Here is a 24920-nt window from a genome sequence, read left to right on the forward strand (position 1 = left end):
CCAGGGGCCGGTCGTCTGAGGTCTTGGCAAAGTAACGCCTGCGTTACGCGCCGCCGCTTTGCGTCTGACAACGTTGACATGCGCAGTTTCGACCAGCCACCATGACGCTTGATCCGCCTAAGCGGCCCTCCCGCCGAGGAAGTTGGTTTGACCGTGCGACGTCTGACTGGGGTAGTTGGGGTGGCACTCGGCCTCTCGCTGGTGCTCGCCTCCTGTGGAGATGGCAAGAGCAGCAGCGGTGGCAGCGGCTCCGGCAGCAAGAGCGAAGTCATCGCGATCGCTGCCGATCCGCTCGAGTACATCAACCCGCTGAACGAGAACGGCAGTCCGGGGATCCAGATCGCGATGGCGATGTTCGCCCCGCTGGTGACCACGGACCCCGAAACCGGCAAGCTGCAGAACGTGATGGCCGACTCGGTCACGCCGGACAAGACCAGCCAGACCTGGACGATCAAGCTGAAGCCCGGGAACACGTTCCAGAACGGGCAGCCGCTGACCGCGAAGGACTACGTGGACAGCTGGAACATGACCGCCGAGGGGTCGAACGGCTGGAAGAACAACGGCTTCTTCTCCAAGGTCGAGGGCTACGACGCGATGAACCCGCCGACCCCGGACGGCGCCACGCCGAAGCCGACGTCGGTGAAGGCCCTCAGCGGCCTGAAGCAGGTCGACGACCTGACCTTCACGGTCAAGCTCAAGGTCCCGTTCTCGCAGTTCGGCCTGACCCTGCAGTACCTGGGCCTCGCGCCGCTACCCGAAGAGGTGCGGAAGAATCCGGACGCCTACAAGCGCAAGCCGATCGGCAACGGCCCGTACAAGCTGGCCGCCGACTGGAACGCCGGTGACGACATCAAGCTGGCCAAGTGGGACGGCTACAAGGGCGCGCAGGTGCCGCAGGCCGACTCGATCACGTACCGGTTCATCCCGAACGCGGACACCGCGTACAACGAGTTCCTGGCCGGCAACGTCGACTTCACCGATGTGCCGTCGACGAAGGTGAAGACCTTCAAGACCGACGCCCCGGACCAGTGGGTGACCAGTGTCAGCTCCGGCGCGAACTACCTGGTGTTCCCGGCCTGGGACGCTCGGTACAAGAACCCGAAACTGCGGCACGCCTTCTCCGAGGCGATCGACCGGAAGGCCTTCGCCGACCTGGTCGGGCTGTCCGAGCCGGCCACCGGCCTGATCGCGCCGGACATCAACGGCTACCGCGCCGACGCGTGCAAGACCTGTAACTTCGACGCGACCAAGGCCAAGCAGCTGCTCGCCGAGGCCGGCGGGTTCTCCGGTGTCGTGAACATCAGCTACAGCACCACGTCCGCGACCGGCCAGATCTTCGCCGAGGCGATCGGCAACATGCTCCGGCAGAACCTCGGCCTGCAGGTGAAGTACACCGGCAAGCAGGGTTCGGAGATCACCGAGCTGGCCGACTCCCGCAAGCTCGACGGTCTGCGGTTCGGCGGCTGGGGCCACGACTACCCGTCGATCGAGGACTACCTGACGCCGATGTTCAAGTCCAACGGTGACGCGAACTTCGCCGGCTACTCGAACCCGGCGCTGGACGCCGTGCTGGCCAAGGGCGACGCCGAGCCGGACCCGGACAAGGCGATCAAGCTCTACCAGCAGGCCGAGGACATCGCGCTCGAGGACATGCCGCTGATCCCGCTGTACACCAAGTCGAACGCGTACCTGCACTCGGCGAAGATCGAGCCGCGGGTCTCGAAGTACGTCGGCGTCTCGGCACTCTGGGCGACCTTCAAGTGATTCGTTTCGTCCTCCGCCGCATCCTCGCGGCGATTCCGATCGGCCTGATCGTCACGCTGGGGGTCTTCGCGCTCGTGTTCGCGATGCCCGGGGACCCCCTGCGGGAACTGGCCGGTGACAAACCCATCCCTGCCGCGGTGCTGGCCGCCAAGCGGGCCCAGTTCCACCTCGACGATCCGTTCCTGGTGCAGTACCTGCTGAGCATGAAGGACATCCTCACCGGGCACTTCGGCACCACGTTCGCCGGCGCCGACATCGCCGACCAGCTCCGGCTGCGGATCCCGGTCACCCTGAAGCTGGCCACCATGAGCCTGGTGTTCCAGTGGGTGCTCGGGCTGTTCTTCGGGATCTACGCGGGCTTCAAGCGGAACGGCTGGATCGACCGGTCGTTGCTGCTGGCAACGCTCGTGCTGCTCGCGATCCCCGGGCTGGTGGCCTACTTCGCCGCCCAGTACGTGTTCGCCGTCGAGCTGAAATGGTTCCCGGTCTCGGGCATCCTGGAAGGTTATCCACGCTCGTACCTACTGCCCGCGCTGGTGATCGGTGTGCTCGGCTTCGCCGGGCTCGGCCGGCTGATGCGGACGTCGATCGTGGAGACGGTGAACGCCGACTACGTGAAGACCGCCCGGGCCAAGGGCCTCGGCGAGCAGCGGGTGCTGTGGCGGCACATCCTGCCGAACGCGCTGCTCCCGGTGGTCACGTTCATCGGTCTCGACCTGGCCGGCCTGTTCGGCGGCGCGATCATCACCGAGAGCATCTTCAACCTGCCCGGGCTCGGTCAGTTCCTGTTCCAGGCGATCAAGCTGAAGGAGGGCGGGGTGGTGGTGCTGCTGTCGACGCTCGCCTTCATCTCGTTCATCCTGATCAACCTGCTGGTCGACGTGCTGTACGGCGTCCTGGACCCGAGGGTGCGCAATGTCTGAACAGATCTCTGCCGCGGTCGGTGCCGAGGCACAGGAAATCGGCGACGGCCGCACGCTGTCCAACCGCGAGCTGCTGCGGGCGCTGCTGCGCAAGCCGCAGTTCGTGCTGTGCAGTCTGCTGCTGCTCGCGTTCTTCACGATGGCGGCGGTGCCGAAGCTCTTCACCTCCGCCGATCCGCGGTTCTGCGAGCTGACCAAGAGCCGGCAGGGTCACGGCCCGGGGCACCCGTTCGGGTTCGACATCCAGGGCTGCGACTACTTCGCCAACGTGATCTACGGTGCGCGACCGTCGGTCCTGGTCAGCATCTGCGCGAGTTTCGGTGTGTTCGTCCTGGCCGGTTCGCTCGGCCTGTTAGCCGGGTACTTTCCGGGTTTCGTCGACGCGCTGATCTCGCGGACCGCCGACGTACTGTTCTCGATCCCCGGCATCGTGGTGCTGATCGTGATCCTGAACTCGGTGCAGAACCGGAGCATCTGGATCATCGTCGGCGTCATCTTCCTGATCGGCTGGCCGGGCGGCATGCGGCTGATGCGGGCCACGGTGTTCTCGGTACGAAACCGTGAGTACGTGCTGGCGGCCCGCTCGATCGGGGTGCCACCGTTACGGATCCTGCGTAAACACGTCTTCCCGAACTCGATGGCCCCGCTGCTCGCGATGACCACCCTGGGCATCGGCGGCATGGTCGGGCTGGAGGCCGCGCTGACCTTCCTCGGCGTCGGCCTGCAACCCCCGTCGATCTCGTGGGGCTCGCAGTTCGGCGTCGCGGCGTCGTACCGCGACACCCCGCACCTGTTCATCTGGCCGGCGATCTTCATCTCCACGATGACGATCTCCTTCATGATCATCGGCGACTCGATCAGAGACGCCCTCGACCCGAAACTGATGCGATGACAGTCCAAATTCCTCGCCTCCGGCTCGGTGAGTCATCGGGCTTTACCTCCCGGTCTTCCCTCGTCGCTCCGGTCGCTACGCTCCCTGCGCTCCTCAGTCCAGACCGGGAGGCCCGATGACTGCGACTGGTGAAGTACTGCTGAAGGTTGACGACCTGACGGTGGAGTTCGATACGCCGCGGGGGCCGGTGCGGGCCGTGGACGGGGTGTCCTGGCAGGTACGGGCCGGGGAGACGCTGGCGATCCTGGGCGAGTCCGGGTCGGGCAAGAGCGTGTCGACCCAGGCGCTGACCGGGATCCTCGACATGCCGCCCGGCCGGATCCTGTCCGGTACGGCCGAGTACCGCGGCGCCGACCTGATCTCGATGACCGTGAAGGAACGCCGCAAGATCGTCGGCGACCGGATCACGATGGTGTTCCAGGACTCGCTGTCCGCGCTCAACCCGGTGCAGTCGGTCGGGACGCAGATCGCCGAGTGCTACCGGGTGCACCGCGGGCTGTCGAAGCGGGACGCGATGGCGAAGGCCGCGGAGATGCTCGACCGGGTACGGATCCCGGCCGCGGCCAAGCGCGTCGGCGACTACCCGCACGAGTTCTCCGGCGGCATGCGGCAGCGCGTGATGCTCGCGATGGCGCTCGCCCTCGACCCCGACGTACTGATCGCCGACGAGCCGACCACCGCGCTCGACGTGACCGTGCAGGCGCAGATCCTCGAGCTGATCGCGGAACTGCAGGCCGAGCGGGACATGGGTGTCGTACTGATCACCCACGACCTCGGCGTGGTCTCGGACGTCGCCGACAACGTCGTCGTGATGTACGCCGGTCACGTCGTGGAGCGTGCCGCGACCGCGGACGCGCTGGAGCACCCTGTCCACCCGTACACCGAAGGGCTGCTCGGCTCGATGCCGTCGGCCGACCTCAAGGGCCGCGAGCTGCCGACCATTCCCGGTACGCCGCCCTCGCTGCACGCGATCCCGTCCGGGTGCGCGTTCCGGCCCCGCTGCCCGATCGCGATCGACGACTGCGCCCGCGACCTACCGCCGTTGCTGACCGTTGCGCCGGGACGTGACGCCGCGTGCATCCGGCGGACGACGCTTGCCGAGAGGGAGGCCGTGTAATGGCCGACGAGTTGCTGGTGGCAACGAACGTCGTGAAGCACTACGACATCAGCCAGGCGCTGAGCTTCGGGACCAAGACCGTCGTACGCGCGGTCGACGGTGTCGACCTGACGCTGCGCAAGGGCGAGTCGCTCGGCATCGTCGGCGAGTCCGGCTGCGGGAAGTCGACGCTGGTCCGGCTGCTCGCGGCGCTGGAGAAGCCGACCGAGGGCCAGATCGAGTACAGCGGCGTCGACGTCAGCAAGCTGCGTGGCCGCGAGCTGCGTCGCTGGCGGCGCAATGTCCAGGTGGTGTTCCAGGACCCGTACTCCAGCCTGAATCCGCGGATGCGGGTCGGCGAGATCGTGGCCGAGCCGCTGCAGGTGCACCCGGACGTGTCCAAGGGCGTCGACATCCGGTCGCGGGTCCGCGAGCTGCTCGAGCTCGTCGGCCTGCGGTCCGAGGACGAGACGAAGTTCCCGCACCAGTTCTCCGGCGGTCAGCGGCAGCGGATCGGGATCGCGCGGGCGATCGCGCTCAATCCGGACGTACTGCTCTGCGACGAGCCGGTCTCGGCGCTCGACCTGTCCGTGCAGGCGCAGGTGGTGAACCTGTTGATGCGGCTGCAGCGCGAGCTCGGGCTGAGCATCGTGTTTGTCGCGCACGACCTGTCGGTCGTCCGGCACGTCTCCGACCGGGTCGCGGTGATGTACCTCGGCAAGGTCGCCGAGCTGGGCGAGCATCAGCAGGTGTACGGCGAGCCCGCACACCCGTACACGCAGGCGCTGCTGTCCGCGGAGCCCGGCCTCGCGCGGCAGGGCCGGGAGCGGATCGTGCTGGCCGGTGACCCGCCGTCGCCGGTGGCGCCGCCGTCCGGCTGCCGCTTCCACACCCGCTGCGGGCGCGCAGAGGCCAAGTGCAGCACCGACGTCCCCGAGCTCCGCAAGCTGAAGTCCGGCCAGATCGTCTCGTGCCACTTCGCGGAGGACGCGCAAGCGGCATACTCCACAGTCTGAGTCAGCACATGCCCTAGGGTGGCGGCCGTGAGTACGGTTCCCTCGGCACGCAGTCGGGTCGCGCTGCTTGCCGGGGTGATCATGGTGGCCGGTGGGCTGGCCGCGTGGTGGATCCTGACCGCGGGCCGGGCCGCCAACGAGGGGTTCGACATCACCGACGAGGGCTACTATCTGCTCTCGTACCGGTGGTGGGACAGCAATCCGCTGGCGCTGACCGGCGTGCAGTACCTGTACGGCCCGGTCTTCGAGTGGTTCGGGTACGACATCGTCCGGCTCCGGCTCTTCCGGCTCTTCACCGTGGTCGTCGTCCATCTCCTGTTCGGATACAGCTTCATGCGCTGGCTGCGCGGCCGGCGGCCGGGGATGCCGCCGACCAGGTTGTGGGAGATCGCCGGTACGGCGGTGATCCTTGCCGCGGGCGGGATGTGTTACAGCTGGCTGCCGCAGACGCCCGGCTACAACGATGTGGTGCTGCTGGGCGTACTGACGCTGACGTCGTGTGTGCTGTGGATGGCGGCCGCGGTTGATCGCGGTACACCGGTGCCGTTCTGGATCTTCGTGGTCTTCGGCCTGGTGATCGGCGTGATGCTGCTCGCCAAGTGGACCTCGGTCGTGGTGATCGGCCTGATCGTGATCACCGCGGTCGTGGTGCTGGCCGGCCAGACGTGGCGATCCGTTGCCCGCGGCATCCTTTACGCCCTCGGCGGCATCGTGCTGACCGCGCTGGTCGTGCAGCTGTTCGTGGTGCGGCTGAACGTCGCGGTGCCGGGGATCGTGAAGGTCAACAAGTTCATCGCCGGTACGTCGTACTCGCCGGCTGAGCTGCTGCAGCTCTACTGGTCGAGCACCATCGACCTGTTCGGCCGGACACTCGTCGCGCACGGGCTGCTCCTGATCGCGACCGCGGTCACCGTCATCGCCCGCTGGCGCCGGCTCCGGATCGCCGCCGCGGTCATCGCCCTCATCGCCCTGATCCTGTCGGTACGCCGCGTGGTCGTCGACGACGGTGCGCTGGGCGGTTCGCAACACATCCCGCTGTACGCCGAGACGCTGCTGGCCGCCGTACTCGTCGCCGTGGTGGCCGCGGCCGGTGCGCTCATCGCGGGCCGCGTCGGCGTGACGGACTGCTCGCGGTTGAGCCGCGAGAACCGGCGTACCTGGGTGATCCTGGCGCTGCTCGTCGTGCTCCCGTTCGTGCAGGCGTTCGGGACGAACACCGGGCTCTACACGATCGGCTTCAACGCGTTCGCCGCCTGGGCCGCGGTGCTCATCGCCGTACTGACCGGAATCTGGGCGACACCGATCGTGGCCAAGGCGACTGTCGGGCTCGTGCTGGTGGGGTCGCTCGTTGCCACCGCGACGATCGCGTACACGGGCCTGCTCCGCTACCCGTACCGTTCGGTCGGCCACGCACAGCTGACTGCGGCCTCGACGCTCCCAGCGCTGAAAGGCCTGTACCTGGCGCCGGCCGCCGAACAGAACTACCACCTGCTGGCGAACGATCTCCACCCGTACGCCGAGACGCCCGGGCGCCCGATGCTTGCCTTCGACAAGATGGCCGGCCTGGTACTGATGCTCGGCGGCCGACCGGTGGGGGAGGCGTGGATCGCGCCCAAGGAACGTGGGCGGACCGCCGCCGGGATCGAGGAGGTCTGCCGGAAACAGCGGCCCGCACCGCCGCCGGTGCTGATTCTCAACCGGGCGATCAGCGACGCCGAGATCACCGCGTTGCACGCCTGCGGGCTGGACTTCCACGCCGACTACGAGCTGCTGGCGCCGGCGCGGCAGACGATCGGCCTGCAGGTGTGGGTTCCGAAGGCCGAGCGGGCCGCCGTCGCGACCGGATGAGATCCTTGGATCTTCTACTGGACCGGAGGACGGGTGCGGATGATCAAGGTCGGTGTGCTGGGGGCCAAGGGCAGGATGGGCGCTCAGACGTGCCTCGCGATCGAGGAGGCCGGTGACTGTGAGCTCGTCGCGCAGCTCGACCAGGACGACGCGCTCGACGCGCTGACCGCGGCCGGTGCCGAGGTCGTCGTCGACTTCACCCGTCCCGAGGTCGTGATGGACAACCTGGCCTGGTGCATCGAGCACGGGATCCACGCGGTCGTCGGCACCACCGGCTTCGACGACGTGCGGCTCGCGACGCTCCGCTCGCAGCTGGAGAAGTCGCCGTCGACGGGCGTCCTGATCGCGCCGAACTTCTCGATCGGCGCGGTGCTGATGATGCAGTTCGCCACCCAGGCCGCCCGGTACTACGAGTCCGTCGAGATCATCGAGCTGCACCACCCCGACAAGGTGGATGCCCCGTCCGGCACCGCCCGCCGGACGGCCGAGCTGATCGCCGAGGCCCGCCGCGAGGCCGGCTCCGGACCGATCCCGGACGCGACCACGACCGCGCTCGACGGGGCCCGCGGCGCGGACGTCGACGGGATCCGGGTGCACGGCGTCCGGCTGCGCGGGCTGATCGCGCACCAGGAGGTGCTGTTCGGCGACGAGGGCGAGACGCTGACCATCCGGCACGACTCGATGGCCCGCGTCTCGTTCATGGCCGGTGTCCTGCTCGGTGTCCGGAGGGTCGGCGGCGCCCCCGGGCTGACGGTCGGCCTCGAGCACTTCCTGGATCTCGGCTAGATGCTGGATCTCGGCGGATGAAGGCCAAGCCGACCGCGTTCGTCCTGGCGCTCGTGTTCGTCGCGTACGCCGGACTGATCGGCTGGCGCGGTGTGCTGCTGATCAAGGTCGGGACAGCGGTCTCCGTCGTCCTCGGGCTCGCGGTCCTGGTCCTCCCGCTGATCGGCGCGTACCTGGTCTGGCGGGAGATCCAGTTCGGCCGGCAGACCGAGGGACTGGCCCGGGAGCTGGAGGCGGCCGGCGGTCTTCCGGTCGACGATCTGCCCCGGCGTCCGTCCGGGCGGATCGACCGGGCCGCCGCCGACGAGGCCTTCGGACGGTACCGGGCGGAGGCCGAGGCGGCACCGGACGACTGGCGGGTGTGGTTCCGGTTGTCGACCGCGTACGACGCGGCGGGGGACCGGAAACGGGCCCGGGCAGCGATGCGGAAGGCGATCGGGCAGCACGACTCGACGCCGTGAGTTCACTCCGAAGCCTGACAACAGCGTGTGATTCGGGCTATTTTCAGGACAGTACGTGGCAGCCGCCGCGTAGAAGGCCGGAGACTGGGTGGGCCGTCCTGTGGTGTCAGACGGGTCTCGCCGCGGCTCGGACGACGTGCAGGGGGCTGGATTCGGCGGACTGCTGCGGAAGCACCGACGGGAGGCGGGGCTGTCGCAGGAAGGGTTGGCCGAGCTCGCCGGTCTGAGCGTCGACGCGATCGCGGCGCTGGAGCGCGGACGCCGGCGTGCGCCGCGAGCGCAGACGCTGCGCCTGCTCGCCGACGCGTTGCGGCTGGGCGATCCGGACCGGCTGCTGCTTACCGCGGCGGCTCGCACGGAGGCCGACACCGCGCGGCTCTCGCTCCGCCCGCCGCCCGCGCCGACCAGTGAACTGGTTGGTCGTACCACCGAGCTGACCGCGACGACCCGCCTGCTGGCGCAGCGAATCACCCGTTTGCTCACCTTGACCGGACCGGGCGGGGTCGGCAAGACGCGGCTGATGCAGGCCGTCACCGGCGAGGTCGCGGACAACTTCCAGGACGGCATCTGCTGGGTCCCGCTGGCGCCGCTGACCGATCCGGAGACGGTGGTCCCGGCGGTCGCCGCGGCCCTCGGCCTGCAGACCGGGCGCGTCGAGGACATCGCCGAGCAGATCGGCCGCAGCGCGATGCTGCTGGCGCTCGACAACTGCTCACACGTGCTCGTACCGGTCGAGCAGGTCTGCGCCACCTTGCTCGAACACTGCCCGAACTTGTCGATCGTCGCGTCGAGCCGGGAGCTGCTGCGGCTGACCGGCGAGAGCGTGTACGTCGTACCGTCGCTGAGCCTGCCGCACGACCAGGACCACCTGGAGACCTCGGAGGCGGTGCGGCTGTTCGTCGAACGCGCGACCGCGCGCGGCTACGACCCGGCCGGACAGCTCGACCAGGTCGCCCGCGTCGTCCGCCGCCTGGAGGGGATGCCGCTCGCGATCGAGCTGGCCGCGGCGCGGACGAACGTGATGACGATCGAGGAGCTGGCCGACGAGCTCGAGACGTCCTTCGGCATTCTGGCCGGTGGATCGCGGACCGCGTCGCCGCGCCAGCAGTCGATGTACGGCGCGATCGAGTGGAGTCACGCACTGCTCACGCCGGCCGAGCAGGAGATGTTCGCGCAGCTGTCGGTGTTCGCGGGCGGATGGACGCTCGGCGCGGCCGCGAGTGTTCTGAGCGGGGTGACGACGCGGGTCGAGGGCCTCGACCTGATCGGCCGGCTGGCGGACAAGTCGCTGATCAAGGTGGTCCGGCGCGGCGGCGTCGCGCGGTACTACATGCTCGCCGTGATCAAGGAGTTCGCCGCCGAGCACCTGCAGGCCGCGGGCGGGGCCGAAGCGGCTGCCGGGCGGCACGCGCAGTACTACCTGAGCTTCGCCGAGGAGGCCGAGGCAAAGCTGCGCGGCCCGGAGCAGGCGGAGTGGCTGGACCGGTTGGAGGCAGAGCTTTCGAACCTCCGGGTCGCGATGGCCTGGTCGCTGCGGACGGACTCGGCCGCCGAGGCGCTGCGGCTGGCCGGTGGGCTGTGGCTGTTCTGCTATCTGCGCGGCCACTACGCCGAGGGCAGCCAGTGGCTCGAGCGCGCGCTGCAACTCGGCGGCGCGACACCGTCGGAACGCGCGCCGGCGTACGCGAAGGCCAACCTCGGCGCCGGCACGCTGGCCTTCCTCCAGTGCGAGTACGACGCCGCGACCGAACGTCTGGAGACCGCCCGCACGCAGTACCAGGCACTCGATGACAAGGCCGGTACGGCGATGGTGCTGCAGCGGCTCGGGGGAGTGGCCCGCGAACGCGGCGACTACGGCGCGGCCGAGGACCTGCACTGCGAGAGCTACGACCTGTACGAGAGCCTGGGCGATCGCGCCGGGATGGCCTGGGCGCACAACCACCTCGGCTTCGTGGCCTGGCTGCGCGGAGACCTGGAGATCGGTGCCCGTCGCTGCCGGCGGGCCCGCGACAGCTTCCGGGTGGTCGGCGACCGGGAAGGGCTGGCCTGGTCGCTGATCAGCCTCGGCACGATCGCGCAGTACGACGGTGAGCTGGTCGAGGCGGAGGACCTGCTGCAGGAGAGTCTCGCGCTGTCGCAGCGGCTCGGGTACCGCGAAGGGGTCGCCTGGTCCCTGAACCAGCTGGGCATTGTCGAACGCCGCCGCGGCCTGACCGAACGCGCCGTGCATCTGCTGGACGAGAGCCTGGCGGAGCATCGCGACCTCGGCGACCGGTGGCGATCGGCCAGTGTCCTCGAGGAGCTGGCCGCGGTCGCGCAGCACCGCGGGCGGAGCGAGTACGCCGCCTTCCTGCTCGGCGCCGCGGGCGAGCTCCGGGACGTCATCGGGGCGCCGGTGCCGCGGATCGAGAAGGCCGACTACGACAGCACCCGGGCAGCGGTCGAGGAATCGCTGGAGCGGCGCGCGTTCCGCCACGCCTGGTCGGCCGGTCGCGCGGCACCGCTCGCCGCTGTCGCGGACGGTTACCCGGTCGCACCCGCGCGACGGACCCGGGATCCGCTCTGAGCACGAGGTCGATCCGGGATCGTACGGTCGCGAGCTGACCCGAAGGGTGCCTCGCGGAGCACCACGACCTGGGGGATCGACGGTACCCCGCGAGGGATCTGGAGGCGCGGACCACAATGCGTGACTCGACCGGCTGTGTTCTGTCTGACCCCCCAGGCAGTCCCCCCACCCGCACAGCCGGCCGAAGCCACGTCATCGGCGGTGGCCGTTCGTCGAGCCCTCCCCGGTCGACGCCCTGATCCTCCGCGCTGACTCCAGGCTGCCGTGATCACGCTGTGTCGCACAGGGACGGAACCCTGACATCGCCCTGACAACTATGTCCTGACAACGAAAGCCTCGCCCGGATTTCGCCGACGGTGACCGCGATCATCCCCTCGGTAGGTGAATTCCGGTGGCTGTCGAACGTTTGTTACGGCAGATAGCCGGAAACGGCTTTCGTGAATCCAGCGACCTTTTGCAAAGGAGCACCGGCGAGGTCGTCGGGCAGCGGCTCCATCGGTACCGGTGCGGGAATGCCTTCGCCCGCGCAACTGGCGTCCTTGGCCGGTGCGACGCCGATGGTGAGGAACGTGTTGACGACCCGGTCCGCACACCGGTTCACGCCGCCGTACACACCGTGGTCGCCCTCGCCGGTGACGGTCAGCAGCCGCGAACCGGCGTACTGTTTGTGAGCCGTGGCGGCGAGGCCGTAGTTGGTGGCCGGGTCGTGCACCGACTGCACCATCAGCGTTGTGGGCAGGCCTTTGCCGGTCGGCGTCGGCATCGTCAGGTTCGGGCGGTTCCAGTGGAAGCACGGGATCTCGGACATCGTCCAGCCGACCAGCGGGAAGTGCGGGCCGAGACGTGCGGCGAGCTGTTCGCCGTACTCGCGCCCCTGCGGCCAGGCCGTGTCGTTGCAGGTGATGGCGGTGAAGGTGGCGTCCTCTGAGTCGGCGTCTGGGTCGTCGCCGAGCATCCGCAGGCCGGTCGGTGCGCGGTGCGCGCGCTGGACGAGCTGCCGCTGACGCGCGACCGGTAGCGCGTCAGCGCGTCGTTGCGCGGCCTGTGGACCGCCTTTTGCCTGGGCCGCGGAAAGGTCGCGCAGAAAGAGCAGATCGGCGGCCAGTGGATGAAAGTCGAGTTTCGAGTACAGATCCCCGGTGATCATCTCGTCGAGTGCGTTCTCGTCGTACGTGATCCGCACTCCGGCGTCCAGGAATTCCTCGGTCGCGGGGTGCGCTTTCAGGTCGCGTCGTAACCGTTCGTACAACCGGATGACTGCGCCGGGTGACGAGCCGAGCTTCAGTTGGTCGTCGTACCTGGCGGCCCAGGTCGCGAAGTCCTCGCGGAACCGGCGCTCGAACGCCTGCGGCTGGCCGGCGAACGTGTCCAGCCAGGTTCCGGTGAAGTCGGTGTTCGAGTCCAGGACGAAACGGCCGACGTGCTCGGGGAAATACGTCTGGTAGTACGCCCCGAGCCAGGTGCCGCCGGAGTACCCGAGGTAGTCCATCTTGTCGAAGCCGAGCAGTTGGCGGATCAGATCCATGTCCTGCACGGTCTGCGCGGTGGTGACGTACGGGAGCAGGCCGCGGGACTGGCGGGCGCAGTACGGCTGGGTCAGCTCGGATGCGGCCGCCGCCAGGTTGCGGGTCGCGGGATCGCGGTCCCGCGCGTCCATCGTGTAGCCCGGGGCGCCGGCGCAACTGACAGTCGTGCTGCCTCCGGTGCCGCGCGGATCGAACCCGACGGAGAGGTGATCCTTGGCGATCGGCGCCTGACTCGCGAGGTACGGCGCCATCCCGAGACCGGCGGCGCCCGGGCCGCCCGGGTTGCCGAACACGACGCGGCTCGGTTTGCCCTTTGCCGGAGCGACCTTGCTGACCGCGATCTGCAGATCGTTGCCGGCGTACTGGTTCGCCCAGTCACGCGGGACGGTGATCTTCGTGCAGTACGTACGAAGCTCTTCCTCGCCGCACCTGGTCCACTTGGGTCTCTGCTTCAGGTACTTGGTCGCCACCGGATGCGGCTTGTCGACGACGGTCGCCGCCTGCATCGAAGCGGTGGCCCCCGAACCGGGGACGACGAGGACGACGGCAGCGGACAGGCCCAGGCCGGCGGCCAGGGTGAGGTACTTCATGCAGACTCCAGCGGATGGCCTTGCGTGATCGGACCGTGACAATCTGTCACGCACGCCGGAGCCGGTCGAGCACCACCCCCGGCAGGTCGCCGATCCGCTGCCGCTACTCCGGGCCGGGGTCGGTGTGCAGCCGGATCTGCTTGATCCGGACGGACTCGTCGCCGTAGAGGTCGAGCTCGCGGTGCGCGCCGTCGGGGGCCCAGCCGGCCTCGGTGTAGAAGGCGCGGAGCACGTCGTCGGTGGAGTTCACCCAGACGGTCACCCGGCGGAAGCCGTCGGCGCGGATCGTGTCGACGACGGCGTTCAGCAGCCGGGAGCCGTGGCCCGCGCGGGTCGCCTCCGGGCTGACGGCCAGCTCGGCGATCAGCGCGTCGCGCTGCTGGTCGGCGTCCGGGTCGTCGGACGGCGTGATGGCCGCGAACCCGACGAGCGTGCGGCCGGCCAGCGCGACCATCACCCGGTTCCGCGCCTCGCCCGGGGCGACGAGTGCGGCCCGCCACTGGGCCGCGAACTGCGCCGGGTTGAGATCGGCGAGGACGTCGACCGGCAGCAGCCCGGCGTACGACGCCCGCCAGGCTGCCACCTGGATCTCGCCGATCTCTCCTGCCTCCGCCGGCAACGCGAGCCGGACACTGGTCTCGGCCACGGGCGTTTCGGCCGACAGATCCGAGAGGTTGGCGGGTTCCGGAACCCCGAAGTCGCTCATGGACCCAATCTTCCCAAGTCAGTAGACGAGCTTGCGCAGCAGGGTCTCGGCCGGCCCGCGGTACGAGCGCCTGCTCATCGTGTAAGCACCGATCACCGAGACGATCCAGACGCCGATCGCAGCCAGCGCCGCGGTGTACGCCGTGCTGCCGAACCGCAGGTCCAGCGTGAACGGGGCCAGCAGGATCATCCACGACACGGACTGGAACAGGTACCCCGACAGCGACCGCTGACCGAGCGCGGCAATCGCCAGAACCGGCAGGGACTGCTTGCGGATCCGCAGCACCAGCAGGCCGAACAGCGCGACGTAACCGGGGCCGCCGAACATGCCGGACACGTGAGACAGCAACTCCAGCGAGCTCACGGCGTCCTTGTCGAGGTGCACCCAGCCGGCGCCGACCAGTGCGAGCGGCAGACCGCCCAGGAAGGTGAGGCCGAGACAACCGACGGCGACCCGGGTGAGCAGCGTCTTGTGGGCGGCCGGGTTCTCCAGGATCTGCTTGCGAGCGGCCCAGATACCGAGCCAGACGATGACGATGAAGCCCATCACGCTGGCCGCGTGCATCGGATACTCGTGGAGCCGGTCGACGATGCTCGCGAAGTAGGACGTCGCGGCCAGCGACGGGTTCGGCGAGTTGGTCAGCGCGTGCGCGGGGCCCGAGCTGTTCACGATCGCGAGCGCGGCCCTGGCGCCGAGGAACAGCGTCTCGAGACCCATGAAGGCCCAGATCGCCAGCACGATCCGGTGGAACTTGTCGCCGCGGTTGATCAGGAACACCGCGCAGACGATGCCCACGACGCCGTACGCGCCGAGGAAGTCGCCGAAGTACAGCAGCGTCGCGTGCAGGACGCCGAAGCCGATCAGCCACGCGTTCCGCTTCAGCAGGATTCGCCGGACGGCGCCGGTGGTGGCGCCGGCCGCCCGCTGGCGGCGGGCCAGCTGGACCAGTCCGTACCCGAACATCACCGCGAACACCGGGTACGCGCGGGCATCGACGAAGGTGAGTTTGAGGAAGTTCAGGATCCGCTCGAAGCCGTGCGGCGCGCTCTCCACGCCGGGCTGGCCGGCGAACGCGAAGTTCGCGCTGTTGGCGAGGGCGATCATCAAGAGCATCGCGCCGCGGATCAGGTCGGGTGCCAGCGCGCGCTCGCGTCCGGTCACGGGGCCGCGGTGGTCCACGGCCGGAAGGGTCTGAGTAGTCACGAGGCCATCTCCAAAACTGTTTAGGTCTTGAACTGTTACCTCGATCCTCCCGGTCGCGGATCGCCGGACCCAGCGTCCTGAAACCACCTCTGGGGTGGACCTACAACCACCTTTGTGACACGTGTTGTTGATTCTGAGAAAAAGTGTCACATATGCTGGCGGCATGGACAGCTTCCAGGCGACGATCGACGCCGACGGCCGGATCGAGCCGCGGGACGCGATGCCGGACGGGTACCGCAAGACCCTGATCCGGCAGATCGCCCAGCACGCGCACTCCGAGATCATCGGCATGCAGCCGGAGGGCAACTGGATCAGCCGGGCGCCGTCGCTGCGCCGCAAGGCGATCCTGATGGCCAAGGTCCAGGACGAGGCCGGCCACGGGCTGTACCTGTACGCCGCCGCCGAGACCCTCGGCGTCGACCGCGCCGACCTGCTCGACCTGCTGCACAGCGGGAAGCAGAAGTACTCCAGCATCTTCAACTACCCGACGCTGACCTGGGCCGACATCGGCGCGATCGGCTGGCTCGTGGACGGCGCCGCGATCGTCAACCAGGTACCGCTGTGCCGCTGCTCGTACGGTCCGTACGCTCGCGCGATGGTGCGGGTCTGCAAGGAGGAGTCGTTCCACCAGCGGCAGGGGTTCGAGATCCTGCACACGCTGTGCAACGGGACGCCCGGGCAGCAGGCGATGGCGCAGGACGCGCTCGACCGCTGGTGGTGGCCGTCGCTGATGATGTTCGGTCCGCCGGACGCCGCGTCGACGCATTCGGAGCAGTCGATGGCCTGGGGGATCAAGCGGCACAGCAACGACGAGCTGCGGCAGCGGTTCGTCGACATGACCGTCCCGCAGGCCGACGTCCTTGGCCTGCGGGTACCTGACGACGACCTCTCGTACGACGAAGAGGCCGGGCACTACCGGTTCAGCGAGCCGGACTACACCGAGCTGTACGACGTCGTGAAGGGCAACGGTCCGTGCAACCAGCAGCGGTTGTCGCGGCGCGTCCAGGCGCACGAGGACGGCGCGTGGGTCCGCGAGGCCGCGGCCGCCTATGCCGCGAAGCAGACCGTGAAGGCAGGTGCCGCATGATCGAGCCGCTGTGGGAGGTCTTCGTACGGTCGCGCCGGGGGCTGTCGCACACACATGTCGGCAGTCTGCACGCGCCCGACGCGACAATGGCGCTGCGGAACGCGCGGGACGTGTACACCCGGCGCCAGGAAGGCGTGTCGATCTGGGTGGTGAAGGCGTCCGACCTCACCGCGTCGTCGCCGGACGAGAAGGACGAGTTCTTCGACCCGGCCGGCGACAAGGTCTACCGGCATCCGACGTTCTACCAGGTCCCGGAAGGCGTCGAGCACCTGTGAACGACCTGCTCTCGTACACGCTCCGGCTCGGTGACGACGCGCTGATCGCGGCGCAGCGCACCGGTGAGTGGATCGCGTCCGCGCCACAGCTCGAGGAGGACGTTGCCCTCGGCAACATCGGGCTGGACCAGCTCGGGCAGGCCCGCGCCTTGCTGCAGTACGCCGGTTCGTTCGACGGTCGTACCGAGGACGACCTGGCGTACTTCCGCGACGAGCGCGAGTTCCTGAACCTGCAGCTGTGCGAGCTCCCGAACGGCGACTTCGCGTTCGCGATGGCCCGCCTGCTGTACTTCGCGACGTACCAGCACCTCCTGTACGACGAGCTGCGTTCCTGCGCCGACGAGACGCTGGCGGGGGTGGCGGGGAAGGCCGTGAAGGAGGTCGCGTACCACGTCGACCATGCGACCCAGTGGGTGCTGCGCTTGGGCGACGGCACCGACGAGAGCCACCGCCGTATGCAGGCTGCGCTGGAGGCACTGTGGCCTTACACGGGGGAGATGTTCGAGTCTGATTCGCTGGTGCAGCGGCTGCAGGTAGCCGTTGACCCTTTGACGCTGCAGGACGAGTGGAACCATCGAGTCCTTGCTGTCATCGACGAGTCCACCTGCGAGCGGCCTTCGTCGTCCTACCAGCACACCGGCGGCCGCAACGGGCAGCACACCGAACACCTCGGCTATCTGCTCGCCGAGCTCCAGCACGTCGCGCGATCCCACCCAGGTGCGACATGGTGACCGACGAAGCCATTCTCGAAGCAGTGGGAGAGGTCGCCGACCCCGAGATCCCGGTCCTGACGATCGCCGACCTCGGCATCCTCCGCGGCCTCCACCACGAAGCCGAACAGGTGGTCGTGACGATCACCCCCACCTACTCCGGCTGCCCGGCGATGGATCTGATCCGCCACGAGGTAGAGCTCACTCTCCAGTCCCTGAACGTCCCGGGCAGAGTCGAGACCACGCTCTCCCCACCCTGGACCACCGACTGGATGACCCAAGCAGGCAAGGCCAAACTCACGGACTACGGCATCGCTCCACCGTCGACCCGCGACGCCTCGAAAGTCCTGCTGCAGTTGAGCATTCGCTGCCCTCTGTGCGGATCGCCTAACACCTCCGAGCTCAGCCGCTTCGGCTCCACGTCCTGCAAGAGCCTGTGGCGCTGCAACGCCTGCAAAGAGCCCTTCGACCACTTCAAATCCCTGTGAACAACCGACACAGCAAGGCGATCTGATGACAACCGTCGCCCCGAGACGCCGCGCCACCTTCCACAGCCTGAAGGTCGCCGCCGTCGACGCGATCACCGATGACGCGGTCGCGATCACGTTCGCCGTACCACCTGAGCTGTCCGGCGAGTACGAGTTCAGCGCGGGCCAGCACCTGACCATCCGGCGTACCGGCGAAGAGGTCCGCCGCAGCTACTCGATCTGCTCACCCGCGGGCTCCGGCGTGCTCAAGATCGGCGTGAAGCGGATCCCGGGCGGCGAGTTCTCGGCGTACGCGGCCCGGGACCTGAAGGTCGGCGACGAGCTCGAGGTGATGACCCCGCTCGGCCGCTTCGGTACGACGCTCGACCCCGCGAACGCCAAGCACTACGCGTTCGTTGCCGCCGGCAGCGGGATCACGCCGGTGCTGTCGCTGGTCGCCACGATCCTCGCGGTCGAACCGTCGAGCCGCGTCACCTTGCTGTACGGGAACCGCAGCGCGGGCTCGGTGATGTTCGCCGACGAGCTCGCCGACCTGAAGGACCAGTACGCCTCGCGGTTCCACCTCGTCCACGTGCTGTCGCGCGAGACGACCGAGGTGGAGTTGTTCAGCGGCCGCATCGACAACGACCGGCTGCGGCGGATGTTCGCGACGATCCTGCCACTGGACTCCGTCGACGAGTGGTTCCTCTGCGGGCCGTACGCGATGGTCGTCGGCGCGCAGGACCTGCTGCTCTCGGAGAAGGTGGCGCGCGAGCACGTCCACGCCGAGCTGTTCCACGTCGGCGACGAGGCTCCGAAGGCGCCGGTCGAGGAAGCGGCCGTCGACGAGAACGCCGCCCAGGTGACCGTCATCCTCGACGGGCGCCGGTCGACGTTCGCGCTCGGGGAGCACTCCAAGGCGGTGCTGGACGCGACCCTCGCGGTCCGGTCCGACGCGCCGTTCGCCTGCAAGGGCGGCGTCTGCGGCACCTGCCGCGCCAAGGTCCTCGAGGGCAGCGTGCGGATGGACACCAACTGGGCCCTCGAACCCGACGAGATCCGCGCCGGCTACGTCCTCACCTGCCAGTCCCACCCCACCACGCCATCGGTAACCCTCGACTACGACGCCTGATCGCGGTGCTGGACCGCCACGCAGGCAAAACCCCCGATCTGCACCCCGTTCGGATGGTTTTCGGGGGTTCTGCCTGCGTGGCCGTCAGCTTCAGTCGGTGCCGGACTCCATGGCGGCGCGGTCGAGGAGGGCGTCCTCCTCGTCGGTCTCGCCGCGGGAGGCGATGGCTTCGGCGCCGCCCTTCGGGAGCTCGCCGATCAGCTCGGTCGACGACGCGAGCGCCGGGTTCGACGAGCCGAACATGCCGAGGCCCGCGTACTGCTCGAGCTTCGCGCGGGAGTCCGCGATGTCCAGGTTCCGCATGGTCAGCTGACCGATCCGGTCGACCGGGCCGAACGCGGAGTCCACGACCCGCTCCATCGACAGCTTGTCCGGGTGGTAGCTGAGCGCCGGGCCGGTGGTGTCGAGGATCGAGTAGTCCTCGCCGCGCCGCAGCCGGAGCGTCACGTCACCGGTGACCGCCGTGCCGACCCAGCGCTGCAGCGCCTCCCGGATCATCAGGGACTGTGGGTCGAGCCAACGACCTTCGTACATCAGCCGGCCGAGCTTGCGGCCCTCGGTGTGGTAGCTGGCAAGCGTGTCCTCGTTGTGGATCGCGTTCACCAGCCGCTCGTACGCCGCGTGCAGCAGCGCCATCCCCGGTGCCTCGTAGATGCCCCGGCTCTTCGCCTCGATGACCCGGTTCTCGATCTGGTCCGACATGCCGAGACCGTGCCGGCCGCCGATCGCGTTCGCCTCCAGCACCAGGTCGACCGCCGACCCGAACTCCTTGCCGTTGATCGTCACCGGCCGGCCCTGCACGAACCCGATCGTGACGTCCTCGGCCGGGATCTCGATCGCCGGATCCCAGTGCGCGACCCCCATGATCGGGTCGACCGTCTCCAGCCCGGTGTCGAGGTGCTCGAGGGTCTTCGCCTCGTGGGTGGCGCCCCAGATGTTCGCGTCGGTCGAGTACGCCTTCTCGGTGCTGTCCCGGTACGGCAGGCCGTGCGCGACCAGCCACTCGGACATCTCCTTCCGGCCGCCGAGTTCGTGCACGAACTGCGCGTCCAGCCACGGCTTGTAGACCCGCAGCTGCGGGTTCGCCAGCAGGCCGTAGCGGTAGAACCGCTCGATGTCGTTGCCCTTGAACGTCGACCCGTCGCCCCAGATCTGGACGTCGTCGTCGAGCATCGCCTTGACGAGCATCGTGCCGGTCACTGCCCGGCCGATCGGGGTGGTGTTGAAGTACGTCCGGCCGCCCGAGCGGATGTGGAACGCACCGCAGGCGAGCGCCGCCAGGCCTTCCTCGACGAGCGCCGCGCGGCAGTCCACCAGTCGCGCGAGCTCCGCGCCGTACGCCGTCGCACGACCCGGGACGGACGCGATGTCGGGCTCGTCGTACTGCCCGAGATCGGCGGTGTACGTGCAGGGGATCGCTCCCTTGTCCCGCATCCACGCGACCGCAACCGACGTGTCGAGACCACCTGAGAAGGCAATCCCGACCCGCTCACCGACTGGCAAAGAATTCAGCACCTTGGACACAGGAAAAGTATGCACCCTCCTGCATGATTATGCAAAGCCTGTCTGGTGGCGATCCGCCTACCCGATAACCCGCGTGGCTGGTGGGGGTGGTGGGGCTGGTGGGGGAGGATGTGCGGGACTGTGAGGGGAGTGAGGCTCCGGATGATGGGGCGGTCGCATGCGTTGTCGGGGTGGTGTGCCGGGCTGGCGGTGGCGCCGCTGGTCGGGCTGACCTCGGTGGCGGAGGTGGTGCCGTTCGCGGCAGCCACAGCCGGGTACGCGTTGCTGCCCGACCTGGATCACCCGGGCGCCAGTGCGTCCCGGCTGCTGGGCCCCGTGACGCGGCTGGTGTCCGGAGCCGTACGCGCCTTCTCCGGCGTCCTGTACAAGCTGACCAAAGGCCCGCGCGACGAGGACAGCACCGGGAAGCACCGGCATGCGACGCACACGCTGGTCGCCGCCGTCCTGCTGGGCATGCTCGCCGCGAGCCTCGGCGACCGCGGCAAATGGGCCGTACTAGGCGTAGCCGTCACCGGACTGGTACTCGCGGCCGACGTGCTGGGCGACTGGATCGTCCTCGCCGTACTCGGAGCCGCCGGCTGGTCGGTCGTCAGCACCACCGGCGCCGGCACCGCACTGCCGGGCACCGCGGCAGCGGACGCGCTCCAAGCGGGCCTGACACAGATCGGCGGCTGGATCGGTGCCGCCGTGGCACTCGGCATGTTCGTCCACTGCCTGGGCGACAGCCTCACGCGCTCCGGCTGCCCGTGGCTGTGGCCGCTGCCGATCCGCGGCGAGACCTGGTACGAGATCCGCCTCCCGAGGCCGCTGCGGTTCAGCACCGGCCACTGGTTCGAGCACGCGGTGATCGTCCCGGTGCTGACCATCGGCGGCGTACTGCTACTTCCGGGCGCGCTCCAGGTCGTCGAGCGGCTCTTCGACGCGACGAGCGTCTGGCTCGCCGGTCAGTCCTGAAGCCGGCCGGTCAAGTACGACGCGACCCCACCGGATTCCAGCGCCGCCGCGAACCGGCGCTGATTACGCTCACCCGGCCACGCCTCCCAGAAGAACAGCGGCAGCGCGAGCACCGCACCGATCAGCACCAGCCAGTAGCTGTCGGCGACGAAGGCCAGCGGGATCGAGATCAGGAACACCGCCTCACAGACCGCGAACCGCGTGAACGTCGACGCCGTGAAGCGCCGCCACGAGTCTGCCTGAACCTCGGCGGCAGGCCGGTTGGAGTACGCGAGCGGCGGCGTCCGGAAGCCGACCAGTTCGCAGATCGAGTACGCGCCGACCGCGGCGGCGAGTACCACCAGTGGCGGCCAGCTCTTCGGGAACGCGCCGATCCCGTCGGTACCGAGAACGAACCACAGTACGAGCGTCATGAGCGGGATCGCGGCGGCCATCGTCGCGCAGACCATCGTCAGGCTCTGGCGGGCGGCGGGCACGGCTGAGCCGGCTGAGGAGGCTGAAGGTGTCGACACGCGCAAGAGACTAAAGCATCGGAATGTCGACACAATGTGGTCTTTGAGTGACGGAGAGTATTTACAGAAGTTTTTCCGGACTTTTTTGGCAGAAGCTGTAACGCCTACCGGGCGGCCCCCGATAGGACGAGTGAGCCTGGTGGCTGCCCGGACCCCCGAGCGGACAGCCACCAGGCCTACCCATTTCTTCAGGGGTCGGGAGCGGTAATCTGAGGCCCATGTCCTCGCCAGCATCCACGCCCTCGTCGGCCCAGGCTTCGGCCCCGACGCCGGCGCCGCCGTTCGGCCGCCTGACGACCGCGATGATCACCCCGTTCCGGGCCGACGGTTCCCTCGATCTGGACGCCACCCAGAAGGTCGCGACGTATCTCGTCGACGGCGGCAACGACGCCCTGGTGCTGAACGGGACCACCGGCGAGGCGCCGACCACCTCGGACCAGGAGAAGGTCCAGATCATCCAGGCGGTCCGCGAGGCCGTCGGCGACGGCGTCCGGATCGTCGCGGGCGTCGGCACCAACGACACCGCCCACACCGTCGAGTGCGCCAGGCAGGCCGAGGCCGCCGGCGCGGACGGTCTGCTCGTCGTCACGCCGTACTACAACAAGCCTCCGCAGGACGGGCTGAGGGCGCACTTCACCGCGGTCGCCGACGCCACCGGCCTGCCGAACATGCTGTACGACATCCCGGCCCGGTCCGGGGTGGAGATCAAGACCGAGACCCTGATCGCGCTCGCCGAGCACCCGCGGATCGTCGCGGTGAAGGACGCCAAGGGCGACCTGGCCGGGACCACCAAGGTGCTGGCGAACACCGATCTGTTCTACTACTGCGGTGCCGACGAGTTGAACCTCGCCTCCCTGGCGATCGGTGCGGTCGGTATTGCGAGCGTCGTGGCGCACGTCGCCAGCCGGGAGTACCGGAAGCTGATCGACGCCGTGGTGGCCGGAGACCTCGCAGCAGCACAGGATATTGATCGACGGCTGGTGCCCGCCGTCGAGACGATCATGACCATGACCCAGGGCGCCATCATGGTGAAGGCCGCGCTCAAGCTGGCCGGTGTCATCGAGCATGCGACGCTTCGTTCGCCGCTGGTCGAGGCGACGCCCGGGCAGACCGACCGGCTCACCACCGACTTGAAACAGGCAGGACTGATTGCATGAGCCATCCCCATCCAGATCTCGACGCGCCCGGACGTCTCGCTCCGGGCGCTTTGCGGGTGATCCCGCTCGGCGGCCTCGGCGAGGTCGGCCGCAATATGACCGTGTTCGAGTACGACGGCAAGCTGCTGATCGTCGACTGCGGCGTACTGTTCCCGGACGAGAACCAGCCCGGTGTGGACCTGATCCTGCCGGACTTCGAGCCGATCCGGGACCGTCTCGACGACGTCGTCGCGGTCGTCCTGACGCACGGCCACGAGGACCACATCGGCGGGTTGCCCTACCTGCTGCGTGAGCGGGGCGACATCCCGGTGATCGGGTCCCAGCTCACGCTCGCGCTGCTCGAGGGCAAGCTGAAGGAGCACCGGCACCGCAACGTGCCGCAGCAGACCGTGGTCGAGGGCGAGAAGCTCCAGATCGGCCCGTTCGTCTGCGAGTTCGTGGCGGTCAACCACTCGATCCCGGACGCGCTCGCGGTCGCGATCAAGACCCCGGCCGGCGTCGTCCTGCACACCGGTGACTTCAAGATGGACCAGCTGCCGCTGGACAACCGGATCACCGACCTGCGCGCGTTCGCCCGGCTCGGCGAGGAGGGCGTCGACCTGTTCATGGTCGACTCCACGAACTCCGAGGTCCCCGGCTTCACCACCCACGAGCGCGACATCGCGCCGGTCCTGGACCGGGTCTTCACCAAGGCCAAGAACCAGCGCATCATCGTCGCCTGCTTCGCCTCGCACGTGCATCGCGTCCAGCAGGTGATGGACGCCGCCGTGAAGCACCGGCGCAAGGTCGCGTACGTCGGCCGCTCGATGGTCCGCAACATGGGCGTCGCCCGCGACCTCGGCTTCCTGAACGTGCCTGGCGACACGCTGATCGACATGCGCGACCTCGACAACTACCCGCCGGAGCAGGTGGTGCTGGTGTCGACCGGTTCGCAGGGCGAGCCGATGTCGGCGCTGTCCCGGATCGCGGCGAACGACCACAACGTCGTCCACCTGCAGCCGGGTGACACCGTCGTACTGGCATCGTCCCTGATCCCCGGCAACGAGAACTCGGTCTACCGGGTGATCAACGGCCTGATCCGGCACGGCGCGAACGTCATCCACAAGGGCAACGCGCTGGTGCACGTCTCCGGGCACGCGAGCGCGGGCGAGCTGCTGTACTGCTACAACATCGTGAAGCCGCGCAACGTGATGCCGGTGCACGGCGAGATCCGGCACCTGCACGCGAACGCGGACCTCGCGGTCCAGACCGGCGTACCGCGGGAGAACGTGGTCGTCGTCGAGGACGGCGTGGTGGTCGACCTCATCGACAAGAAGGCCGTCGTGGCCGGCAAGGTCGACTGCGGGTACGTCTTCGTGGACGGCTCCACGGTCGGCGACATCACCGAGACCTCGCTCAAGGACCGCCGGATCCTCGGCGACGAGGGCTTCATCTCGGTGATCGCGGTGATGGACTCGGTGACCGGCAAGCTGACCGCCGGCCCGGAGATCCAGGCCCGTGGGTTCGCCGAGGACGACACGGTCTTCGACGACCTGAAGCCGCGGATCGAGGCCGAGATCGAGAAGGCCATCGGCGGCGGCGTCGACGACATGTACCAGTTGCAGCAGGTGATCCGCCGGGTGGTCGGCAAGTGGGTCAGCGACACCCACCGCCGCCGCCCGATGATCATTCCCGTGGTCGTCGAAAGCTAGTACCCTCGGCGCGAGCTACGGAAAGGGTGGGTCG

General features: G+C 68.7%; 22 protein-coding genes. 17 read left to right on the top strand and 5 right to left on the bottom strand.

Translation table 11 applies throughout. The annotated features are described in order from the left end of the window. The first annotated feature begins 180 nt into the window (after nucleotides 1-180). The 9 genes from ACGFI6_RS15470 (at nucleotide 181) to ACGFI6_RS15510 (ending at nucleotide 11352) form a co-directional block, all read left to right on the top strand. Nucleotides 181-1764 carry an ABC transporter substrate-binding protein gene (locus ACGFI6_RS15470; RefSeq protein ID WP_393118866.1) on the top strand — a complete coding sequence of 528 codons (1584 nt, stop codon included), beginning with the start codon at nucleotides 181-183 and terminating at the stop codon, nucleotides 1762-1764. Then, nucleotides 1761-2687 (top strand): ABC transporter permease, encoded by a 927-nt coding sequence (locus tag ACGFI6_RS15475; RefSeq protein WP_393118868.1) that lies wholly within the window; start codon nucleotides 1761-1763, stop codon nucleotides 2685-2687. Before ACGFI6_RS15470 ends, ACGFI6_RS15475 begins: the two co-directional genes overlap by 4 nt. Then, the gene (locus ACGFI6_RS15480) at nucleotides 2680-3579 is read left to right on the top strand and encodes an ABC transporter permease (protein ID WP_393118870.1); all 900 of its coding nucleotides are present in this window, start codon (nucleotides 2680-2682) and stop codon (nucleotides 3577-3579) included. Before ACGFI6_RS15475 ends, ACGFI6_RS15480 begins: the two co-directional genes overlap by 8 nt. A 115-nt stretch (nucleotides 3580-3694) precedes the next feature. Then, nucleotides 3695-4696, top strand: a complete 1002-nt coding sequence (locus ACGFI6_RS15485) for an ABC transporter ATP-binding protein (RefSeq protein ID WP_393118872.1) — start codon at nucleotides 3695-3697, stop codon at nucleotides 4694-4696. Continuing rightward, nucleotides 4696-5691 carry an ABC transporter ATP-binding protein gene (locus ACGFI6_RS15490; RefSeq protein WP_393118874.1) on the top strand — a complete coding sequence of 332 codons (996 nt, stop codon included), beginning with the start codon at nucleotides 4696-4698 and terminating at the stop codon, nucleotides 5689-5691. Before ACGFI6_RS15485 ends, ACGFI6_RS15490 begins: the two co-directional genes overlap by 1 nt. Before the next feature lie 27 nt (nucleotides 5692-5718). Continuing rightward, nucleotides 5719-7539 carry a hypothetical protein gene (locus tag ACGFI6_RS15495; RefSeq protein WP_393118876.1) on the top strand — a complete coding sequence of 607 codons (1821 nt, stop codon included), beginning with the start codon at nucleotides 5719-5721 and terminating at the stop codon, nucleotides 7537-7539. A 39-nt stretch (nucleotides 7540-7578) separates the two neighbouring features. Continuing rightward, complete coding sequence (gene dapB / locus ACGFI6_RS15500; protein ID WP_393118878.1) at nucleotides 7579-8325, top strand: 4-hydroxy-tetrahydrodipicolinate reductase; 747 nt, start codon at nucleotides 7579-7581, stop codon at nucleotides 8323-8325. Between the two features lie 17 nt (nucleotides 8326-8342). Beyond that, the gene (locus ACGFI6_RS15505) at nucleotides 8343-8786 is read left to right on the top strand and encodes a hypothetical protein (RefSeq protein ID WP_393118880.1); all 444 of its coding nucleotides are present in this window, start codon (nucleotides 8343-8345) and stop codon (nucleotides 8784-8786) included. A 103-nt stretch (nucleotides 8787-8889) separates the two neighbouring features. Then, nucleotides 8890-11352 carry an ATP-binding protein gene (locus ACGFI6_RS15510; protein ID WP_393118882.1) on the top strand — a complete coding sequence of 821 codons (2463 nt, stop codon included), beginning with the start codon at nucleotides 8890-8892 and terminating at the stop codon, nucleotides 11350-11352. A 409-nt stretch (nucleotides 11353-11761) separates the two neighbouring features. On the opposite strand, the gene ACGFI6_RS15515 is transcribed toward ACGFI6_RS15510, so the two are convergent. The 3 genes from ACGFI6_RS15515 to ACGFI6_RS15525 all read right to left on the bottom strand — a co-directional run bounded on the left by ACGFI6_RS15515 (nucleotide 11762) and on the right by ACGFI6_RS15525 (nucleotide 15377). Beyond that, complete coding sequence (locus tag ACGFI6_RS15515; RefSeq protein WP_393118883.1) at nucleotides 11762-13468, bottom strand: alpha/beta hydrolase; 1707 nt, start codon at nucleotides 13466-13468, stop codon at nucleotides 11762-11764. A 103-nt stretch (nucleotides 13469-13571) separates the two neighbouring features. After that, nucleotides 13572-14174: a GNAT family N-acetyltransferase gene (locus ACGFI6_RS15520; RefSeq protein WP_393118885.1), complete on the bottom strand. Its 603-nt coding sequence runs from the start codon at nucleotides 14172-14174 to the stop codon at nucleotides 13572-13574. A gap of 18 nt (nucleotides 14175-14192) precedes the next feature. Beyond that, complete coding sequence (locus ACGFI6_RS15525; protein ID WP_393118887.1) at nucleotides 14193-15377, bottom strand: DUF418 domain-containing protein; 1185 nt, start codon at nucleotides 15375-15377, stop codon at nucleotides 14193-14195. Nucleotides 15378-15540: 163 nt separating this feature from the next. Here ACGFI6_RS15525 and paaA point away from each other — a divergent pair, with 163 nt between their 5' ends. Genes paaA through paaE form a run of 5 tightly spaced genes read left to right on the top strand, consistent with a single transcriptional unit; the run spans nucleotide 15541 to nucleotide 19048 of the window. Beyond that, the gene (gene paaA, locus ACGFI6_RS15530; protein WP_393118889.1) at nucleotides 15541-16464 is read left to right on the top strand and encodes a 1,2-phenylacetyl-CoA epoxidase subunit PaaA; all 924 of its coding nucleotides are present in this window, start codon (nucleotides 15541-15543) and stop codon (nucleotides 16462-16464) included. Continuing rightward, the gene (paaB, locus tag ACGFI6_RS15535) at nucleotides 16461-16739 is read left to right on the top strand and encodes a 1,2-phenylacetyl-CoA epoxidase subunit PaaB (protein WP_393118891.1); all 279 of its coding nucleotides are present in this window, start codon (nucleotides 16461-16463) and stop codon (nucleotides 16737-16739) included. The genes paaA and paaB overlap by 4 nt, the downstream gene beginning before the upstream one ends. After that, entirely contained in the window at nucleotides 16736-17470 is a 735-nt protein-coding gene (gene paaC / locus ACGFI6_RS15540) for a 1,2-phenylacetyl-CoA epoxidase subunit PaaC (protein ID WP_393118893.1), read from the top strand. The genes paaB and paaC overlap by 4 nt, the downstream gene beginning before the upstream one ends. After that, nucleotides 17464-17937 carry a 1,2-phenylacetyl-CoA epoxidase subunit PaaD gene (gene paaD / locus ACGFI6_RS15545; RefSeq protein ID WP_393118895.1) on the top strand — a complete coding sequence of 158 codons (474 nt, stop codon included), beginning with the start codon at nucleotides 17464-17466 and terminating at the stop codon, nucleotides 17935-17937. The genes paaC and paaD overlap by 7 nt, the downstream gene beginning before the upstream one ends. 25 nt (nucleotides 17938-17962) lie before the next feature. After that, nucleotides 17963-19048, top strand: a complete 1086-nt coding sequence (gene paaE, locus ACGFI6_RS15550) for a 1,2-phenylacetyl-CoA epoxidase subunit PaaE (protein WP_393118897.1) — start codon at nucleotides 17963-17965, stop codon at nucleotides 19046-19048. A 90-nt stretch (nucleotides 19049-19138) separates the two neighbouring features. Here the strand turns inward: paaE and argG are convergent, their stop codons facing one another. Beyond that, entirely contained in the window at nucleotides 19139-20572 is a 1434-nt protein-coding gene (gene argG / locus ACGFI6_RS15555) for an argininosuccinate synthase (RefSeq protein WP_393118899.1), read from the bottom strand. A gap of 141 nt (nucleotides 20573-20713) precedes the next feature. On the opposite strand from argG, the gene ACGFI6_RS15560 reads away from it, so the two are divergent. Next, nucleotides 20714-21526, top strand: coding sequence for a metal-dependent hydrolase (locus ACGFI6_RS15560; protein WP_393118901.1), 813 nt, complete (start codon nucleotides 20714-20716; stop codon nucleotides 21524-21526). On the opposite strand, the gene ACGFI6_RS15565 is transcribed toward ACGFI6_RS15560, so the two are convergent. Further along, nucleotides 21517-22038, bottom strand: a complete 522-nt coding sequence (locus ACGFI6_RS15565) for a hypothetical protein (protein WP_393118903.1) — start codon at nucleotides 22036-22038, stop codon at nucleotides 21517-21519. The two genes, ACGFI6_RS15560 and ACGFI6_RS15565, sit on opposite strands and share 10 nt — an antisense overlap. 218 nt (nucleotides 22039-22256) lie before the next feature. Between ACGFI6_RS15565 and dapA the strand changes: the two genes are divergently transcribed. After that, nucleotides 22257-23195, top strand: coding sequence for a 4-hydroxy-tetrahydrodipicolinate synthase (gene dapA / locus ACGFI6_RS15570; protein ID WP_393118905.1), 939 nt, complete (start codon nucleotides 22257-22259; stop codon nucleotides 23193-23195). Further along, nucleotides 23192-24886 (top strand): ribonuclease J, encoded by a 1695-nt coding sequence (locus tag ACGFI6_RS15575; protein WP_393118907.1) that lies wholly within the window; start codon nucleotides 23192-23194, stop codon nucleotides 24884-24886. The genes dapA and ACGFI6_RS15575 overlap by 4 nt, the downstream gene beginning before the upstream one ends. The last annotated feature ends 34 nt before the right edge of the window (nucleotides 24887-24920 follow it).

Source organism: Kribbella sp. NPDC048928 (assembly GCF_043197975.1).
Lineage (GTDB): Bacteria > Actinomycetota > Actinomycetes > Propionibacteriales > Kribbellaceae > Kribbella.

Excerpts from the sequence above, each read along its gene's own strand:
- ACGFI6_RS15480 (WP_393118870.1), top strand. The coding sequence starts at position 2,680 with ATGTCTGAACAGATCTCTGCCGCGGTCGGTGCCGAGGCACAGGAAATC.
- ACGFI6_RS15485 (WP_393118872.1), top strand. The coding sequence starts at position 3,695 with ATGACTGCGACTGGTGAAGTACTGCTGAAGGTTGACGACCTGACGGTG.
- ACGFI6_RS15490 (WP_393118874.1), top strand. The coding sequence starts at position 4,696 with ATGGCCGACGAGTTGCTGGTGGCAACGAACGTCGTGAAGCACTACGAC.
- dapB (WP_393118878.1), top strand. The coding sequence starts at position 7,579 with ATGATCAAGGTCGGTGTGCTGGGGGCCAAGGGCAGGATGGGCGCTCAG.
- ACGFI6_RS15505 (WP_393118880.1), top strand. The coding sequence starts at position 8,343 with ATGAAGGCCAAGCCGACCGCGTTCGTCCTGGCGCTCGTGTTCGTCGCG.
- ACGFI6_RS15515 (WP_393118883.1), bottom strand. The coding sequence starts at position 13,468 with ATGAAGTACCTCACCCTGGCCGCCGGCCTGGGCCTGTCCGCTGCCGTC.
- ACGFI6_RS15520 (WP_393118885.1), bottom strand. The coding sequence starts at position 14,174 with ATGAGCGACTTCGGGGTTCCGGAACCCGCCAACCTCTCGGATCTGTCG.
- paaA (WP_393118889.1), top strand. The coding sequence starts at position 15,541 with ATGGACAGCTTCCAGGCGACGATCGACGCCGACGGCCGGATCGAGCCG.
- paaB (WP_393118891.1), top strand. The coding sequence starts at position 16,461 with ATGATCGAGCCGCTGTGGGAGGTCTTCGTACGGTCGCGCCGGGGGCTG.
- paaD (WP_393118895.1), top strand. The coding sequence starts at position 17,464 with ATGGTGACCGACGAAGCCATTCTCGAAGCAGTGGGAGAGGTCGCCGAC.
- paaE (WP_393118897.1), top strand. The coding sequence starts at position 17,963 with ATGACAACCGTCGCCCCGAGACGCCGCGCCACCTTCCACAGCCTGAAG.
- ACGFI6_RS15560 (WP_393118901.1), top strand. The coding sequence starts at position 20,714 with ATGATGGGGCGGTCGCATGCGTTGTCGGGGTGGTGTGCCGGGCTGGCG.
- dapA (WP_393118905.1), top strand. The coding sequence starts at position 22,257 with ATGTCCTCGCCAGCATCCACGCCCTCGTCGGCCCAGGCTTCGGCCCCG.
- ACGFI6_RS15575 (WP_393118907.1), top strand. The coding sequence starts at position 23,192 with ATGAGCCATCCCCATCCAGATCTCGACGCGCCCGGACGTCTCGCTCCG.